Below are 17,169 nucleotides of genomic sequence, written 5' to 3'. Positions count from 1 at the left end.
TGGAAACCGCAGCCCGACGATCAGGTGTCGCGGTTCGCAGCCGGGTGATCGAGCACTGGTCGATGGTGCTTCCGCGAGGTTCAACTTGCCGACATCAAAATCCGATCCGGACCCCAGCACCACGCCTGCCACCACGACATGGGCCTGGAACCGCGCCGGTGCCGCGTTCACGGATATGATGACGCCAACATTGCGGCTCGGCGTCACCGGACTGTCGCGCGCCGGCAAAACCATCTTCATCACCGCGCTGATCCGCACGCTGCTGTCGGGCGGGCGTATGCCGTTCTTTCTGCCGGAAGCGGAAGGCCGCATCGAGCGCGCCTATCTCGAACCGCAACCCGACGATCAGGTGCCGCGCTTCGATTATGAAGGGCATCTGGCAGCGCTGGCGCGCGATCCCGCCGACTGGCCGGAAAGCACGCGCCGTCTCAGCCAGCTTCGCGTCACGATCGAGTTCCGTTCCGAAAGCAGCCTGCGCCGCGCCTTCGGTGTTTCCAAGCTGCACGTCGACATCGTCGATTACCCCGGCGAGTGGCTGATCGATCTGCCGTTGCTCAACATGGACTACACGGCCTGGTGCGCCGAAGCTGTTGCGCAGTCCGTCGCCCCGCGACGTCAGGCGCACTCAAATGCGTGGCGCGAGTTTCTCTCCACCGTCGATCCCTACGCACCGCACGATGAGCAGCTTGCCCTGCGTGGTGCGGAACTGTTCGCCGACTATCTGAAAGCTGCCCGCGCTGAAGATCACGTGCTGCACACCACCGGACCGGGACGCTTCCTGATGCCGGGCGAACTGGCCGGATCGCCGCTGCTCACCTTCTGTCCGCTCAATCTCGATCCGTCGATCCCCTACGGCCGCAACACCAACGCCGGCATGATGGCGCGCCGCTTCGAGAGCTACAAAAACCACGCCGTCAAACCGTTCTTCCGCGATCACTTCTCGCGCCTCGACCGCCAGATCGTGCTGGTCGATGTGCTCGGCCCGTTGAACGAAGGCGGCGACGCCGTGGTCGATCTCGAACACGCGCTGTCATCGGTGCTGAGCGTATTCAAGATCGGCTCCGGCAACTGGTTCAGCGCGCTGTTCACGCGCCGCATCGACAAACTGCTGTTCGCCGCCACCAAGGCCGATCACATCCACGCCTCCAGCCACGACCGCCTCGAAGCCATCCTGCGCGTCATCATCGATCGCGCGATGGGCCGTGCTGTCGACAGTGGCGCCGAAGTGGGTGTGCAGGCGCTGGCATCGTTGCGTGCCACGCGTGAAGCCGATGCCAAGGTCGATGGCGAGCTGCTGCCCTGCATCGTCGGCGTTCCGATGCCCGGCGAGCGCATCGGCAATCAGGTATTCAACGGCCGCACGGAAGCCGCCATCTTCCCCGGCGATCTGCCCGCCAATCCGCGCGATGCCCTGAAACCTGACGCCGCGCCCGCCGGCCTGCATTTCGTGCGCTTCCGTCCGCCGCGCCTGTTGCCGCCGGGCGCTGACGGCGAATCCCCGCCGCTGCCGCACATCCGCTTGGATCGCGCTCTCGACTTCCTGCTTTCGGATTGGCTCGCATGACGATAGAATCGGACAGCAGACGACCGCGCGCCTTTACCACCGATGATCCCGCCCTGCGCATCACGCCCGAACAGGCGTCCGCATCGCAAGGCGAAACGTCATCCCGCAGCGCGCGTGTCCGTGGTCAGCGCACCTCATCCCAAACCACACCCCCACCGCGCCCCACCGCCGTCAACATCAGCCGCGGCTTCCGCTGGGGCGCCGTCCTGCTGTCGGCCATCGGCGGCCTGATCGCGCTTGCCACCGTCACCTGGTTCACCAGCTACGTCGAAGTGGCGCTGGCACGGCAGGACTGGATCGGCTGGCTGGCGCTGGCGTTGCTCACCACTGCGGGCATCGCCGTTGTCGTCATCATCCTGCGCGAAATCATCGGCATGCTGCGCCTGTCGCGGCTCACCGCGATGCGCCAGGAAGTCACCCACGCGCTGCACGATAAAAACATCGATGCCGAACGCCGTGCCATCCGACATCTGAAGCGCATTCTCAGCGCGCGACCCGATATGCAATGGCCTCTTGCTCGCTTCGCCGAGCATGAGCGCGCGGTGATGCCTGCGGGCGATCTGCTTTCCCTCGCCGACCGCGATCTGATGATGCCCATCGATCAGGAAGCGCGTCGCACCGTCCTCGCCGCCGCCAAGCGCATCGGCATGGTCACCGCCATCAGCCCGATGCCGTGGATCGCCATGCTGTATGTGCTGATAGAAAACCTGCGCATGCTGCGCGCCATCGCCGGGCTTTATGGCGGCCGCCCCGGCACACTCGGCGCGCTGCGTCTCGGCCGCATGGTTGTCGGCCATATCATCGCCACCGGCGGCGTCGCGCTCACCGACGATCTGCTTGGCCAGTTCCTCGGTCAGGATCTGTTGCGGCGGCTCTCGCGCCGTCTCGGTGAAGGCGCGTTCAACGGTGCGCTCACCGCCCGCGTCGGCGCCGCTGCGGTGGAAGTGTGCCGGCCGCTGCCGTTCATTTCCGCGCCGCCCGTCCGCGCCCGTGACATGCTGGCGGAAGCGTTCCGCCGTAATACGACTGCGGCGCCATCCGCAGATGACGCCGCCAGCAAGTCCTGAATTATCGGTAGCCGTCAGCTTGTCATAGCAGCCGCCGCAACAGCGACGGCCCGCTTATCAAGCCGCGCGAATGATCGGAACCACCTTGCCGTCAATGGCGCGGTTCGCGATCTGCATCGCCCACTCGTCACCGGCGCGGCGCGCGCTTTCCACGATTGCCGGTTCCTTGCGGCCATCACGGGTCGACAGCAGCGAGCGCAATATCCGCGGTGCCTTGCGTGACGTCAGCCAGCTCACAGGCGCTGCAAGCACCAGCCCCAGGATAACCGGCGCCATCCACGCCAGCACCAGCGCCGAAGCCTCGTAGCACAGCACCGCCATCACCACGCCGGTCACCATGTGCCAGCGGTGATAACGCAGCGCCGACACAAACGAGAGCCCTTCACCGTCGCGGCTCTGCGGACGCCAGCCGGAGTCAAAACCGAACAGCACCTGGAACACGGCCACCGTCTGCGTCACCATCAGGATGGGCGAAATCAGGATCGAGAACAGTGTTTCGGTCAGCACACCGGCCACGGCCCGCATCCGGCCGCGGCGTTCGCGCGCCGCATAGGCCCGCTTGATCTCCAGCGCCAGCCCCAGAAACTTCGGCATCAGTACGATCGCCATAGTGGCGAAGAACAACCGCAGCGCCGCGCCAGGGTCCGTCACCGGCCACACCGGGAACAGCGTCTTCTCGTCGATGAAATAGCTCGGGATCATCTGCTGGCCCTGCAACGCCAGCACGATACCAACGACCAGCGACGACGCCCACACCAGCGACATCAGATAGGATGTAGCGCCCATCAGCAGATGCAGGCGGCCCATCGTGGTGATGTTCGAGGTGAACACGATGCCAAGATGCTGCAGGTTGCCCTGCGCCCAGCGCCGGTCGCGCGCCACCACGTCGGGCAGCGTCGGCGGCTGGCCTTCGTAGCTGCCCTCGATGGTCGGCACCATGTGCACGCCCCAGTCGGCGCGGGCCAGCAGCACCGCCTCGACAAAGTCATGGCTCTGAATATCGCCGCCAAAAGGTGCACGACCCGGCAGCGTCGGCAGGCCGGCAGCCGATGCAAACGCCACCGTGCGGATGATGGCGTTGTGGCCCCAGTAGTTGCCCTGGTCGCGATGCCAGAATGCCAGTCCTGCCGCGACCAGCGGCCCATAAACATTGGATGCAAACTGCGTCAGGTACTGCAGCAGTGTGGAGGCCCCGGTCAGGCGCGGCACGGTCTGGATCAGACCTGCGGTCTGCTCGCGCTCCATTGCCAGCGCCAGCCGCACCAGCGTCATGCCGGACATCACACTGTCGCCGTCCAGCACCACGAAGTGCGCGTAGCCGCCACCAAACCGGCGCACCCAGTCCTTGATGTTGCCGGCCTTGCGCGCGTGGTTGTCACGGCGGCGGCGATAGTAAACCGGAATGATATCGCTCAGCCGATGGCGCAGCGCGCGATAGGCGCTCTCCTCAGCAGCGCCCGCGCCGTTACCGCTCTCGTCTCGCGTATCCGAAACGATGAAAACGTCGAATGCTTTTGCCGCCCCCATAGCCTGCAGCTCAAGCGCGATCGCCTGAATGGTGCCTGCTATCCGGGCTGGATCCTCGTGGTACACCGGAAACAGCAGCGCTGTTCGGGTCGTCATCTCCGGTCCCGGCTGCGGCAGATCCAGCGTGTCGGCCTTCTCACCGCCAAACAGCGGAATGAACCCCAGCGCGGCATTCAGCGAGCCCAGCGCTATCCAGCCGAATGCGATCGTCGACAGCACAAGGAATAGCAGCTGAAGCGGCGTTGCCTGCTCGACAGCCAGCACGCCGTAAAGCTCATAGGCAAATGCAGCCGTCAGCAACAGTGCGCCGGTGAACACAGCCGCGCGCGGAATCCAGTACCCCCGACGCTGCCGGGGCTTCGCCCCCCGCGCCTTGAAGTCCTGATCGGGCATGTCGAGCGGCACTTCCGGCGGCAACAGCTCCGGGCTGCTGACGTCAGGCAAGCGTCCAATTTTTTCGCCAGCCACAGTGATCTCGCTCATGAACTGGTCCATCGATAAAGCCATGTCTCGGAAATCTGCTGATCTCCGAGCTTTAGTGACAAACGAAGTTCACAAAGATCGGTTCCGGCCGGATCGAGCTCAAAACTCACCCGCAGGCCTTTAATTTCAGGGTTTTCGTGCACGGCCACATCCGCGATCGTGCCCGGGTTCGCCGACACGACCGCGACAGGCATCTGCGAACGGTTTTGCAGCGCCGGTCCGACGAAATCGACGATGAACTTTGTCGTGCCATCGGTCTTGCCGCGTCCCACGCGGGTGGCTGCGGTCAACGCACCGCTCCATGCCACCGGCAACGAGTTCGTCCAGTGCATCCGATAGCCGAATGTGAACGGCACACCGGCTTCCAATTCCTTGGTCGGCTTCCAGTACGCAACGATGTTGTCGTGGATCTCTTCGCCGGTCGGAATTTCGATCAATTCCACATAACCAGCACCCCAACGGCCCTTGGGTTCGATCCAGACGGTCGGGCGCTTTTCATATCGCGCTTCCAGATCCTCATAGGAATGGAACGAACGCGGACGCTGGCACAGGCCGAAGCCCTTCACGTTCTTGTCCAGGAAGGCGCTGGTCTGCAAACGGCGTGGATTGGTCAGCGGGCGCCAGATGCACTCGTTATTACCGTTGAAGATCGCCAGACCATCGCTGTCGTGGACCGCAGGCCGGAAGTCATCGCGGATGCGGTGATGTCCGGGGCCATGCAGGAACATGCTCGTCAGCGGGCCAAGACCGACATGCTTCAGCGCGCGGCGCGGATAGAGCGTCGCTTCCACGTCCACAATCGTGGACTCGCCGGGCTCAGCGACAAAGCGATAGGCCCCGGTCACGGACTCGCTGTCCAGCAAAGCGTGCACAATGATGGAGCGCTCGCCCGGCTGCGGCTTTTCAATCCAGAACGCGCGGAACAGCGGAAATTCTTCGCCGCCGGGTCGGGCAGTGTTTACCGCCAGACCACGGGCCGAAAGGCCATAGAGCTGCTCACGTCCCACAGCGCGAAAATAACTCGCGCCTTGGAACACCAGATACTCGTCGAAATAGTCGGGCCGGTTGATAGGGCCATGCACCCGGAAGCCGGAGAAGCCGTAAGGCGCGCCCTCACCGGCATCTTTCACCAGCGGGCCGATGGAAAACAGATTGCTATCCGCCTTCAGCCGCCGAGCGGTACCGCCATCGACAAGCCAAAGCTCGACCGGCGTGTTGTAAAGCCAGCCCATCGGCAGCAGTTGCAGCTCAAAATCGATGGGGTCGCCCCGCCAGATCGCCTGATCGGTGCGGAAGCGGATATCGCGAAACTGATCGTAGGAAAGCTGGTTGAACGCTTCCGGCAGCGTCATGGCCGGACTTGCAAATTCGCTGGCTGCCAGTTCCTTGGCGATCGACTTCACCAGATCACCGGTGAACGCCGTCGTAGCATCCGTCAGTGGCGCCGCCTCCACATGGGAGATCTCACCTCGCAGTACCGCCCCTAGGACCGCGAAGGCGCCAGCCGACAACAGGACCGATCTCCGGTCCAACCGCGTCGCTTCCATTCTTAGTCTGCTTTCCGTGTCAGAATGCGCTCTCTCGGTCACAACGCACGTCGCACCAATCCCGTTGCCTCTGTTGGGAAAAAACACGCCCAATTCATGCGTGAGTTTTACCTACAGCGACTTAACAGCCCCTATGCGTGTAAACGCGACTTAACATGCCGCAGTGTTTTTGTGCCGATGAGTGGTCGCCTGCGTAGCCTGCGAGTAAAAAATGGCGCTAGGCCAACATCCTAGCGGTGCTTCCCGCGGCGACTACGCAATCGCTCGGCGCTCATTTTGCGCTGCATCAGAATAGTGTAGCTCAACAATTTCGGCAAGCGCGTGACACCGTCCGAAGGGCTGCTTCGAAGTCGCCTGGCATGCGACGCGTCGGCACAGGGCTTCTCACTCCGATGTGCTCCACTCTTATCGACAACATACACCGCGTAATGACGTAGTCGGACAAACTGCAAATCCACAAACTTTGGCGCAACGACCGTGGCACAAAATAGCCACATTCCAGAAATGTACTATTATTTCAGTCCCTTAAGCCCATCAATGGTGTCGTGGCTGTCGGGCCACATACCCACTGGATTCCACGGCATTTCGCGCTCAAGGCGTTTCATCTCGCGTAAATCTCTGATTAAGCTTCTGCCCCGAGCGGTGATTCGGTCCGTCGACCTCCACCGCGCGCAAAGAACGAAGTAAACGATAGGTTGCGTTGGGTTTCGTAGGGAGTAGGCGGCTTCTGTGTGTGGCGTCGCCGATAAAGTAAGCAGACGGGAGTAGGTCAATGAAAAAGTCTAGTCTAGGTGCCCTCGTGGCAGCAGGCCTGCTGGCTGGTGGTCTTTCCACCGGTAGCGCCTCGGCCGCGGATCTTGGCGGCAATTGCTGCGCCGATCTTGAAGAACGTATCGCCGAACTCGAAGCGACGACCGCACGTAAGGGCAACCGCAAGGTTTCGCTGACGGTGTCCGGTTGGGTTGGCCAGCAGGTCATGTGGTGGGACGACGGTTACGAGTCGAACACCTACGTCGGTGACCTCGGCGCCACGCTGTCCTCACACTTCAAGTTCACTGGCCGTGCCACGATTTCTCCGGGCTGGTATGCCGGTTATGTGCTGCACGTCGAAGCTCGTAACAACAACTCGCTCGGCCTGACGCAGGACTACGGCAACAACGGCGCTCTGGTCGCTGACGGCGTCCATCTGCTGCAGTCGTTCTGGTTCGTGAAGAGCGACCAGCTCGGTAAGATCAGCGTCGGTCTGCAGTCGCAGGCTTCGGACAACACCGCCATTCTCGTTGACGGCTCGGGCTCGCTCGTTCCCGCCAACTGGGTCGCGTTCGACTACGCCAGCTTCTTCATCCGTGACCGTGCCACCACTGCATCCACCGGCATTCAGTTCATCGGCGTCGGCGGCTGCCGCGGCGGTGGCGCTATCGGTGACTGCAACGGCGCAACGCAGAACGTTGTCCGCTACGACTCGCCCACCTTCGGCGGCTTCTCGGTCTCGGCCTCTTGGGGCGAAGACGACATGTGGGATGTGGCAGCCCGTTACGCGGGTGAGCACGCCGGCTTCAAGGTCGCCGTCGCCGCAGCTTACAATGAGCTGAGCACCGAATCCTTCCCTGGTATGATCCAGGGCGACACCTTCCAGTACTTCCAGGTTGGTGGCTACATCGAGCACGTGCCGACCGGCCTGTTCGTTTACGGTGCCTACGGCAATGCCCAGTTTGATCTGGCGGCTGGCGAGTCCGAGACCTACTACGTCAAGGCTGGTCTGCGTGAGCGCTGGTCTGCTCTCGGTCACACCGTTCTCTACGGTGAGTACGAGAACAATCAGGCCGACGGCAACGCGTTCGTCTCAGCCAACCTCAACGGTGGCAATGCAGCCGTACGCTCCAGCGACTTCGACCTCTGGGGTCTCGGTGTCGTACAGGAAATTGACGCCGCTGCCATGTCGGTGTGGGTCTCCTATCGCCACATTGAGTACAGCGACAACTCGACCCGCAGCTACGAAGACTTCCAGTACGTGAAGGCTGGCGCGCTGATCAACTTCTGATCCGCACAGACCATCCGACTTAAGCGGAAGCCGCCCCTCACCGGGCGGCTTCTTGCTTTTAGCTCGGCCCATCTTTCAACGCCGGCTCCTCACGCCTCATCGCAAATGTAATTGCTATTCCAAATCAGCGTCAGAATGCGGGAGGAGCATAAGACGGGCGCCAAGCCTGTTTTCCAACGGCACCTGGGACTGGCCGAGGTTTTCTCGCGTCTCTCAACTTGAACCCACCCTACGCTCCGTCATCGTCATTGCCCGCGCCCTAGAGCAACGACCTCACGCGTTTGTTTCTGCCCTCTCCTTTGGGCGCGCTGCGGCCAAGCCTTGATGCCAGCGCGGCACTCATCCTTGAGCCGGGCTCTCACCACCGATCCGAACGGACAGCCGACTGATTCAGCACGCGGTTGAGCATTGCCGCACTGGGCACCCATAACCCGCGGACACATCGTCCAATCTGCTGAACGCAAAGTTCGATGTCATGACATCGCGCCGTTTCCATTGCGCCGGGCGACGGCCTGCTAGGCAGTAGACCCGCTAGCGTCCGTACCGTAGGCTGGGGATTTCAGCCATGATCAACAGCCTCAGGCGCGCCGCTGTGGCGATGCAGGTCCTCTCTTCATGCGGGTCCGCCGTGCCGCCTCTAGCGCCATGACGAGGTACCGCGACCACGGGAGCCTACCTTCTTGCCCTACGATGCCTGAAGAATCCAAAGGCGATCACGAGGTGCACCTTTCCGTTGCCGGGGTGCTCCGAGCAGAAGCAAATTCTCCACCCGCTCCACGAAACTGAGCGAGGCCAGCTTCCGGATGGGCGTCGACGGCGTCAGTCAATATGCTGAAGTCGTATTATTCCAGCACCTTCATTGCCGGGAAGCCAACGGTCCGCGCCTGCGTCCGGTGTGAGCGCACGCCACGCGCATCCCGCTCAGACCGCAGCAACTTCCTCAAGGAAACTGGCGAAGCTGGCATACTTTCGCTCGACCGCAGGCTGGCGATGGCCGTCGCTGTCCAACAATGCTGCGTGCGCAGGTCCATCGCCAATGGCACAACGCGCCCGTGCTACACGGGCTCATAATACACCTCCGGGAACAGCGCAGCGTAGACACTGAGTAGACGCGCATGGCGCATTAGATCGGCCGCACTAAGCGTATCGATCGGGCGCCGTCGAGAGCGATAGCGGCTGCAGCGCTGCCCGCTCGATCAGTGCGCGCGGGCGGCGGCAACCTCACGCAGCAAGCGCGCGCAATCGCGGCCATCCTGCCCGACAGTAACCCAGCCAAACGCGACGAACAGTATCCAGAAGCTGCGCTTCAGAAAGCTGATGAAGCGCTCCATCTCGTCTACCGCAGCGTGAAGCTCGCGTGCCCCGCATAATCGAGGAAGCCGCCATTGATGCGCTGCTCGCCGCGACCCTAAGCATTCCGTACCAGCACAGCGCCCGCCACCACAGTGAGCATGCTGCCGGACAACAATTCCTTGCCACCCCATCGAAGTCTAAAAGCGCGTATCTGCGGCCGCGGACCATGATGCCACTGGAAGACGATCGCGAGCAGGCGACCGCTACATTCGCGTCACGGGCAAACCGCAACGCAGCGGATGCTGCGGAAAAGGCATGCAGCAAAGACCCCACACAAACGAAAGAGCTCCCGCATGTATTGTCACACGCGGGAGCTCGATCTGGTTTCAACTCAACACGACACACTAACCGAAGCCACTTCGGCTTCACGCCAGCGCAAGCGCGAAAGCGTCATGTCTGCCGTTGATGTTGTGCTCCAGGCTGGGATTGGAGCTGCGGCCACGGCTGCTGCGTTCGCGCTGCCGTGCATTTGCTGCCGCGTGCACGTTCGCACGCGCCCTGCGGACGCCGTGCAAATCATCGGCCGCACGCTGCGCGGCGGAGGCCGTCGCAAAACGCTTGCCGTCAAGCGCCTGGAAGGCACCGATTGCAGAGTGGAAGCGGAAAGAGGCCTCGCCTTCTTCGCGCACGACGATGCCAACGGCGTCGCTTCCGATCTCGATGATATAGGCTTGTGAGGACATAGTTGCTCCTTGCGCCGGCCTATCTACCGGCGCTCCTTTTGCATGTTTTGATGTCAGTTATTTGTCGCCAGGCCGAATTTGCCCGAATGCCTCAGCAACACATGCAACAGGAGATGCCGGCCCATACGTGAGCCAGCGGAGTACGGTCTTTTGACGATTGTGCGACACTTGCCATCGTTGTTCTCCTTCGAGCCGAGCCGTGCAGATCGCTGCACAGCGTCTTAGCGTTTGGTTTCGCGGCGCAAACTTGCTCTGCAAATCACCGCGGCTGGCCGAAGCATTGGCCAACGCGTTCATAGATGGGTGCAGGCCCTTCAAAGGTCAAATAGGAAGAACTGCAAAACATATGAGGCCCTGACACCGGTTGCACATTTGGCGAGGAAACGGCCTGTGCCCCAAGCGGTTCCAAACATATATCAGCCTCGTCAAAGGCCCGGATAATTGGGCTTTTTGAGCGCCAGCGTTAAAACCGCGAGCTAAAACAATTCCAAAACTGCGGTCACCGCCTTTGCGGACTGGCAGTCCGGTCAGTACCCGGCGGACCGAGCTTCACACAAAGCCAGGCGAATTATGCCACGACCTGACAAAAGCTCAGCAGCGATAACAATCCCCGAGAAACGACCAGCGGCTCAAGGCGCGGCGAAAAAGAAAGCCAATGCTTCGCCTCCCCCGAATACACAAACGGCGCAGCTCCCGAGGAACTGCGCCGTTCACTGAACGAAACCGTTCGACTTGCTGAGTAAACTACAGCGCGTTGGTATTGAAGGTATCGCACTGGCTGATATCGCCAGCATCGAGACCGCGCTTGAACCAGCGCACGCGCTGCTCCGAACTGCCGTGCGTAAAGGCATCGGGAACCACTGTGCCCTGTGTGCGCCTCTGGATCATGTCGTCGCCGATCTGGCTCGCCGCGTTGAGGCCCTCTTCCACGTCACCCGGCTGCAACCGGTTCTTCACCTGATCGTTGAGATTGGCCCACACGCCAGCGAGGCAATCGGCCTGCAACTCCATGCGTACCTGCACAGCGTTGGCCTCGCGCTCGCTCATCGACATCTTCATCTCCTGCACCTTGTCCGCGATGCCGAGAAGCTTCTGCACGTGGTGACCGACCTCGTGCGCAATCACGTAGGCCTGCGCAAAGTCACCGGGTGCGTTGAAGCGCTTTTTCATCATGTCGTAGAACGATAGATCGATGTAGATCTTGCGATCCAGCGGACAGTAGAACGGCCCCATCTGAGCCATGCCCGTGCCGCACGCCGTGCGCGTGGCGCCGGAGAACAGCACCATCTGCGGCTCGGAGTAGTTGCGGCCGAAGCTGGAGAACACCTGCTTCCACACATCCTCAGTGTCCGCCAGAACCTGCGACACGAAACGCTTCATGTCGTCCTGGCCGCTGACCTGTGTGCCACCGGGCAGACCCGGAATATTCGGCCCGCGATCGGCTTCGCGCGTGGGAACCTGGCGGCTGGATTCCGGCATCTGCGGTACCTGCGGGAACTGCCCGCCGCCGCCGGTGAGAAGGTCTAACGGATTGACGCCGAGCAGCATCAGGATGCCGCCGATGATCAGAATGGTCCAGATGCTGCCGCCGCCCTTTCCGCCGCCCATCGGGATGCGGATGCGATTGCCTCCCGAGCCGCCGGGAAAGCCGCCAGGGAAACGAAAGCCCCCGCGCTCGCCGCGCCGGTCTTCAACGTTCCGGCTTTCGCGATCGTCGTCTCCGTAGCGCATCGTCTTCTCCAGCCAATTGCAAATATCTCTGGCGTCAGTTGCTGCAGCCTCTCGGCATCGCGCCGGTCCATTGTGCCCGCTGGGGCAGAGCGGTGACAAGTACCAGCAGAATTACGGCCGCCGCCATCCGCAGGCAGGTTGCATTGGCCGGTCTTAAGAATGCCTCCATGGCACCGCCACATCCGCACACTGGTTCTGCCGCCGCATCTAGATTTGGCTAAATCCCGACGCACCGGCTTTCTCATCAAACGATCTTCTCAAGACGTTGCCGGTGCCGACCCGACCGCATCCGGAGCCGGCAGTGCGGGCTGCCCTCCGGCGCCCTCGGCGTGACCGAGCGGAACCTTTGGCTTCAGCTTCAGCATGGCACGCACCGCCCGCGAGGCCGCAATCACACCGCCGTTGGCATAGTCCTCATGATTGCGTTCGATCTCCTTGGGATCGTAGCGATAGTTGACCATGATCCCGAAGGCATCGCGCAGCCCCTTGTCGGAGGTATCGGCCAGATAGTTGATGCGATCCAGCCGCGCGCCGTTGCCGAGATGGAAACGCGCCACCGGGTCCACCGGCCGCCCATCGGCTCCCTTCGCGTTGAGATAATACTGCGCGGCCAGCGACAGCATCGATGCCTCTATCGCCTCGGCTGCCTCGGTGTCACCACTGGCGGCCGCAGCCCAGTCAGATGCGCCAACCGCAGCCAGAAGCGCGCGTGCCTCGGCAGCAACGTCCCGTTCTTCGTTGTCGCCCTGCTCGGCGGAGCGCGCGGTCGCACGCAGCCACGACGCAAACTTCGGCGCAGGAGACAGCGTGACGAAATTTTTCAGGCTCGGCTGCTCGCGCATCAGTTCCTCAACCACCTGCTTCAGCAGGAAGCTGCCAAAGGTGATGCCCTTCAGCCCCTCCTGGCAGTTGGAGATTGAATAGAAAATCGCCGCCGTCGGCGCTTTTGAATCCGGTTCCGCATGCGGCTCTTCCAGCACCTGCTCGATGGCATCGGGCACATCGCGCATCAGCGCCACCTCGACGAACACCAGCGGCTCATCGACCAGCGAGGGATGGAAGAACGCGAAGCAGCGGCGATCTGCCGGGTCGAGGCGTCGGCGCAGGTCGTCCCAACCCTGAATCTCGTGCACCGCCTCGTAGCGGATGATCTTCTCCAGAATCACAGCAGGCGTATTCCAGTCGATCCGACGCAGAACCAGAAAGCCGCGATTAAACCAGACATAAAACAGGCGCCGCAGATCGGCATCGACGCCCATCAGCTCTGGATCTGTAGGCAGAACGCGCAGCAGGTCGTGGCGCATGGCGACGATTTCCGGCGTTGCACCCGGCGCCAGATGCAACCGGCGGAAAAACTCCGTGCGCGGGCTCTCCAGTGCTTTCTGCAGGCGCGACAGCTCCAGTGGCGACGGCGCGTCGAGATAGGCCCTCGCGGCCTCGGAAACACGCGCCGGGTCCGGTTGCATGTCGGATGCCAAAAACTTGAAGAAGCGGATGCGTCCGTCGGCATCGAGTTCGGCATAGCGGTCGAGCAACGCCCGGGCCACCGCAACGCCGGAAGCTTCGCCGCGCCCTGAGGTCAGCGCGCGCGCCAATCCATTGATGTCGGTATCGCCTTCGACACCGAACAGCGATTTTGGCAGCAAACTACGCCCCTGCTCGGCGATTGACCCAAACAGCTCCTGCAGAAACGTGACGTTCAAGGGAGGTCCTTCCTCGGTCATGCGTGCTCGGCGAACTTCGAGACGCCAATGATGCATACGGCAATCGTATGCCGTCATCACAACGGTTTGGAAATGGAATGGGTTGCTACACGACCGGCTTCAAGTGCCGCCCAGAATTGCGACACTTTCATAGGTCAGCACGCGGCGCGATTTCACCCACGGGTCGCTGAGCAGCCGGAAGTCGGCATAGTGGGGCAATTCCCGATGGGCGCGGTAGGCCGCCTCGTCCTCGTAGACCTGATAGAGCAGAAACGCGTTGCCCTCGATCGGATCGACGCTGACATCGTAGCGTCGGCATCCCTCCTCACGCTCAATGCTCAGCTTGCCATGGCGACGCAAGGCATCGCGCAACTCTGCCTGCCGCCCGAGATGGGCCTCTAGGAAAACGACGACGACAAACATCCGGTACCCCTCCTGAAGTTCGGACACCCGTTAACCATTCGTAAACCTCTTAGCATGACATTTCGTTAACCAACCTCAAGAGGAATACATGGATACGCTGGCAGTCTTTGACCGGACGCCGACGGGGCTTTCCGAAGCGAAGAACGATACCGGCCGCACAGCGTTCTGCGGCCCTTATGTTCTTTCGGCGATTACCGGTTACCCGATCTCGAAAATCGAGGACATCATCCGCACGCACCGGCTGCACCCGGACGGCACGCCCGTGAAAGGCACCGGCTCGGAGGATGTCGCGGCCGCACTCGCGCACTTCGGCTACGGCATGACGGTGAAAGAGACGTACATGACGAAGCCGCGCAAGGAGCGTCCGACACTTTGGACGTGGATGCAGAAGCCGCGCAACGTCTGGAAGCACTACATCCTGGCCGTTCACAAGGGCAAGGAAGGGCACTGGATTCTCGTGAAGGGTGTGAAGATGTGCGACACCTACACCGAAGGCCGGTGGACGTTCGTCGTCGACGGCCCCCATCGCGGTGCGCGCATCATGGAAGTGTTCGAGGTCGGGCGAAAGCACGACTACGCCTGAAGCTTGTTGCTATGATCGCATACGAAAAACGGCGCCGTCCAGGACGGCGCCGTTTTCTTTAGCAGCGGATTGCCCGCACACGACTTATGTCAGTCGAAGCGGTAAGTCAGTTCGCCGAGAATACCGATCCGCTCTGAATCGAGCTTCGCATTCTGATGACGCTGCGGAGCCGGAACAGGGTTCGGCGAGTCATAGGTTCTGCGGAAGCTGCCTGCCTTCGTGAACATGCCCCAGTAGCGGGCACCAACACCCAGGCTGATATTCTCGGTCACATCGTAGGACAGCATCGCCTCGATCTGAGCGCCGGTACCGTAGCCGGTCAAAGGATTGATGCTGGCGATTGCGGGCGTGTTGCCGAAGTAATGGTGATCGCGGCCCGTCACATGCACATACGGCAGATAGGCAGCTTCGGCGCTGACCTTCAGGCCGGGCACGAGATAAAACTCGCCTGCAGCGCCCAGGCGCATCGACTGCCAGCGTGCCTCCTGATCGATGATCGCGTGTCCGGTTCCCGCAACCGGTCCGCCCTCAGCCGCCGAGCAAGGGCCAATTGCGTTGGCGGTCTGCCGGCAGCCGTAAGCACTGATCTCTTCTTTGTAGAAGTTGTATCCAACAAACGCGCCGAACCGATAATTCGCCGTGCGCCAGAAGTCATAGCCGACGTCGATCGTACCGTAGAGCGGCACGTCGCCGGATGCTGAGCTGAGCGTGTTTGTATAAGGCACCACGCCGACATTGCCGGGGCCCGGAATGCCGAAGTCCTCGTCGTTCATCTTGCCGCCGTGGATGCCGCCGCCGCCAATGAAGCCCTTGGCGAACAGATTCCATGGCGCCGAAACACGGCCGAACGCTTCACCGGTGCTGGCTTCAATGCCGCCGTAGGTCAGGCGCGAGATCGAGGTTGTCGGATCCGCTGTGCCCTTGAACAGACCGAGGTCGTACTTGTGCCGCCCCCAGCTGTACCAGTAGCGGCCGCCCAGATCGAAGGTGAAGCCATTCAGCGCCATCGTCGACTGGCGGACTGGTGCTTCCGCAACGCTGTCGGCCAGCACGCCGTTGCCAAAGCGATAGTTGAGGCCGATCTTGAACAGGTGCATTTCCTGCGAAACGCTGCCCTGCCGCGCCGGAACAGTGGCGGTTATCGCGCCAGCATTATCCACGAACGCGCTTGGCATCAGGGTAACGGAACTGGTGCCGAAGTTCAGGTAGTCATATTCGGCGGCGAGCGACCAGTTGCCGGTCAGCGCGTATTCGGTTCCCGCGCCCAACGTCCAGCCCCAGCGCTGCAGGCTTTCCGTGCGCGAACCGATAGGGTTTCCGGCGGCGCCCAATGTGGCGTCATTGATCGCCGTGTGCAGTTCGCCGCTCATCCAGGCGGCGCCTGCCTTACCGTAAATCAGGCCACGGCCCGCCTCGCCCACCGTCACACCAAGCTTGCCGGTCAGCGTTCCGAAGGCATCGGTTTCCACGCGGCAGGTGGAGTTCATGAAGGAGCCCGAGAGCGCCGAGCAGGTGCCGGTGCCAGCATCGTCGGGGAAGCTTACGTCTGCTTCAAGCCCATAGACCATGTTGCCGGATTGAAAGCTGTAGCCGATCTGCACGCCGGCAAGCGGCGCCGGGCTGATCAGCGGATTACCGAACGTCGAGGGACCGGCTGAATCGGAAACGTCGCTCAGGATTGCGCCGCCGCCAAGGTGCGCACCGATATAAAGGCCGCTCCAGGCGAACGGGACCTCTGCTCCGGCATCGGAGGCAACCGCCATCCCGTCTGCCATCGCCGTGCCCGGTAGCGCGCAAGCTAGAAGGCAGGCTGCCATATGCAGACGTGCCCGGCTCAGCGATGTCATTGGTATCTCCGCAAATGTTGAGAGCGGACGCCACTATGTATTTATCTTCCCTTGCTAGATGATTCGTAGAACAGCTTTCAATCAGCCGCTGGCAGCCTGGCGGCGTGTACAGCGGAGAATTGAACCGGCATGTCATGGATCAAAGCGCTTTGCGTTGTAGGTGGCATCGTTCTTTTCTCGCCGGTCGCGAGCGCCGCCTCAGAAGACGCCTCGACAATCACAACCTGCTTGCGTGAGATGGAGCAGTCCCAGAAGGACGCGCACGCCTGCATCGGCCGCGTGTCCGATCCGTGCAGCGAGACGCCCGAGGGCCAGTCGACGCCGGGCACGGTCGCTTGCACGATGCGCGAAACCGAAGTCTGGGATAAGCTTCTGAATGAAGAGTACAAGCGCCTGCTGGCGCTCGTCGGCGCCGAGACTGCCAACGATGTGCGCAAGGCGCAGCGCATCTGGCTGACGGCGCGCGAGGCTGACTGCCGCGTGCCGTATCAATTCTACAATGGCGGAACGATCGTGCAGATACTGGGCGCTCAGTGCGAGCGCGACCACACCGCCAACCGCGCCATTCTCATCCAGTCATGGCGCGGTATGGCTGAGGGTAAAGAGTAGCGAAGGCG

General features: G+C 61.9%; 13 protein-coding genes. 5 read left to right on the top strand and 8 right to left on the bottom strand.

Annotated features, from left to right (window positions below; all coding sequences use genetic code 11):
- Window positions 1-85 precede the first annotated feature (85 nt).
- Together QEZ49_RS12130 and QEZ49_RS12125 are read left to right on the top strand one after the other, a co-directional pair.
- Window positions 86-1,564, top strand: a complete 1,479-nt coding sequence (locus tag QEZ49_RS12130; RefSeq protein ID WP_280387207.1) for a YcjX family protein — start codon at window positions 86-88, stop codon at window positions 1,562-1,564.
- Window positions 1,561-2,631 carry a TIGR01620 family protein gene (locus tag QEZ49_RS12125; protein ID WP_280387205.1) on the top strand — a complete coding sequence of 357 codons (1,071 nt, stop codon included), beginning with the start codon at window positions 1,561-1,563 and terminating at the stop codon, window positions 2,629-2,631. The genes QEZ49_RS12130 and QEZ49_RS12125 overlap by 4 nt, the downstream gene beginning before the upstream one ends.
- 57 nt (window positions 2,632-2,688) lie before the next feature.
- On the opposite strand, the gene mdoH is transcribed toward QEZ49_RS12125, so the two are convergent.
- Window positions 2,689-4,641: a glucans biosynthesis glucosyltransferase MdoH gene (mdoH, locus tag QEZ49_RS12120; protein ID WP_280387203.1), complete on the bottom strand. Its 1,953-nt coding sequence runs from the start codon at window positions 4,639-4,641 to the stop codon at window positions 2,689-2,691.
- Window positions 4,638-6,095 (bottom strand): glucan biosynthesis protein G, encoded by a 1,458-nt coding sequence (locus QEZ49_RS12115; RefSeq protein ID WP_280387201.1) that lies wholly within the window; start codon window positions 6,093-6,095, stop codon window positions 4,638-4,640. The genes mdoH and QEZ49_RS12115 overlap by 4 nt, the downstream gene beginning before the upstream one ends.
- 865 nt (window positions 6,096-6,960) lie before the next feature.
- Between QEZ49_RS12115 and QEZ49_RS12110 the strand changes: the two genes are divergently transcribed.
- On the top strand, window positions 6,961-8,229 hold the full coding sequence (locus tag QEZ49_RS12110) for a porin (RefSeq protein ID WP_280387199.1): 1,269 nt from the start codon (window positions 6,961-6,963) through the stop codon (window positions 8,227-8,229).
- A 1,196-nt stretch (window positions 8,230-9,425) separates the two neighbouring features.
- Here the strand turns inward: QEZ49_RS12110 and QEZ49_RS12105 are convergent.
- The 5 genes from QEZ49_RS12105 to QEZ49_RS12085 form a co-directional block, all read right to left on the bottom strand.
- Entirely contained in the window at window positions 9,426-9,560 is a 135-nt protein-coding gene (locus tag QEZ49_RS12105; protein ID WP_280387197.1) for a hypothetical protein, read from the bottom strand.
- Between the two features lie 387 nt (window positions 9,561-9,947).
- On the bottom strand, window positions 9,948-10,265 hold the full coding sequence (locus QEZ49_RS12100) for a hypothetical protein (RefSeq protein ID WP_280387195.1): 318 nt from the start codon (window positions 10,263-10,265) through the stop codon (window positions 9,948-9,950).
- Window positions 10,266-11,009: 744 nt separating this feature from the next.
- Complete coding sequence (locus tag QEZ49_RS12095; protein WP_280387193.1) at window positions 11,010-11,996, bottom strand: neutral zinc metallopeptidase; 987 nt, start codon at window positions 11,994-11,996, stop codon at window positions 11,010-11,012.
- Between the two features lie 257 nt (window positions 11,997-12,253).
- Window positions 12,254-13,720 carry a malonyl-CoA decarboxylase gene (locus tag QEZ49_RS12090; RefSeq protein ID WP_280387192.1) on the bottom strand — a complete coding sequence of 489 codons (1,467 nt, stop codon included), beginning with the start codon at window positions 13,718-13,720 and terminating at the stop codon, window positions 12,254-12,256.
- A 99-nt stretch (window positions 13,721-13,819) separates the two neighbouring features.
- Window positions 13,820-14,122 carry a putative quinol monooxygenase gene (locus QEZ49_RS12085; RefSeq protein ID WP_280387190.1) on the bottom strand — a complete coding sequence of 101 codons (303 nt, stop codon included), beginning with the start codon at window positions 14,120-14,122 and terminating at the stop codon, window positions 13,820-13,822.
- A gap of 88 nt (window positions 14,123-14,210) precedes the next feature.
- Here QEZ49_RS12085 and QEZ49_RS12080 point away from each other — a divergent pair, with 88 nt between their 5' ends.
- A complete protein-coding gene (locus QEZ49_RS12080; protein WP_068459124.1) occupies window positions 14,211-14,705 on the top strand; it encodes a hypothetical protein in 495 nt (164 codons plus the stop codon).
- Between the two features lie 89 nt (window positions 14,706-14,794).
- Here the strand turns inward: QEZ49_RS12080 and QEZ49_RS12075 are convergent, their stop codons facing one another.
- Window positions 14,795-16,552: an outer membrane beta-barrel protein gene (locus QEZ49_RS12075; RefSeq protein ID WP_280387188.1), complete on the bottom strand. Its 1,758-nt coding sequence runs from the start codon at window positions 16,550-16,552 to the stop codon at window positions 14,795-14,797.
- Window positions 16,553-16,681: 129 nt separating this feature from the next.
- On the opposite strand from QEZ49_RS12075, the gene QEZ49_RS12070 reads away from it, so the two are divergent.
- Window positions 16,682-17,161 carry a lysozyme inhibitor LprI family protein gene (locus QEZ49_RS12070; RefSeq protein ID WP_280387186.1) on the top strand — a complete coding sequence of 160 codons (480 nt, stop codon included), beginning with the start codon at window positions 16,682-16,684 and terminating at the stop codon, window positions 17,159-17,161.
- Window positions 17,162-17,169: the final 8 nt, after the last annotated feature.

This window comes from Hyphomicrobium sp. D-2, assembly GCF_029872155.1.
In the GTDB taxonomy this organism is placed as follows: domain Bacteria; phylum Pseudomonadota; class Alphaproteobacteria; order Rhizobiales; family Hyphomicrobiaceae; genus Hyphomicrobium_A.
This window is presented reverse-complemented; position numbering and strand designations above follow the sequence as displayed.

Bases quoted from the DNA above. Each gene is read 5' to 3' on its own strand.
- QEZ49_RS12125 (WP_280387205.1), top strand. From the start codon at position 1,561: ATGACGATAGAATCGGACAGCAGACGACCGCGCGCCTTTACCACCGAT.
- mdoH (WP_280387203.1), bottom strand. From the start codon at position 4,641: ATGAGCGAGATCACTGTGGCTGGCGAAAAAATTGGACGCTTGCCTGAC.
- QEZ49_RS12110 (WP_280387199.1), top strand. From the start codon at position 6,961: ATGAAAAAGTCTAGTCTAGGTGCCCTCGTGGCAGCAGGCCTGCTGGCT.
- QEZ49_RS12105 (WP_280387197.1), bottom strand. From the start codon at position 9,560: ATGGAGCGCTTCATCAGCTTTCTGAAGCGCAGCTTCTGGATACTGTTC.
- QEZ49_RS12100 (WP_280387195.1), bottom strand. From the start codon at position 10,265: ATGTCCTCACAAGCCTATATCATCGAGATCGGAAGCGACGCCGTTGGC.
- QEZ49_RS12095 (WP_280387193.1), bottom strand. From the start codon at position 11,996: ATGCGCTACGGAGACGACGATCGCGAAAGCCGGAACGTTGAAGACCGG.
- QEZ49_RS12090 (WP_280387192.1), bottom strand. From the start codon at position 13,720: ATGACCGAGGAAGGACCTCCCTTGAACGTCACGTTTCTGCAGGAGCTG.
- QEZ49_RS12085 (WP_280387190.1), bottom strand. From the start codon at position 14,122: ATGTTTGTCGTCGTCGTTTTCCTAGAGGCCCATCTCGGGCGGCAGGCA.
- QEZ49_RS12080 (WP_068459124.1), top strand. From the start codon at position 14,211: ATGGATACGCTGGCAGTCTTTGACCGGACGCCGACGGGGCTTTCCGAA.
- QEZ49_RS12075 (WP_280387188.1), bottom strand. From the start codon at position 16,552: ATGACATCGCTGAGCCGGGCACGTCTGCATATGGCAGCCTGCCTTCTA.
- QEZ49_RS12070 (WP_280387186.1), top strand. From the start codon at position 16,682: ATGTCATGGATCAAAGCGCTTTGCGTTGTAGGTGGCATCGTTCTTTTC.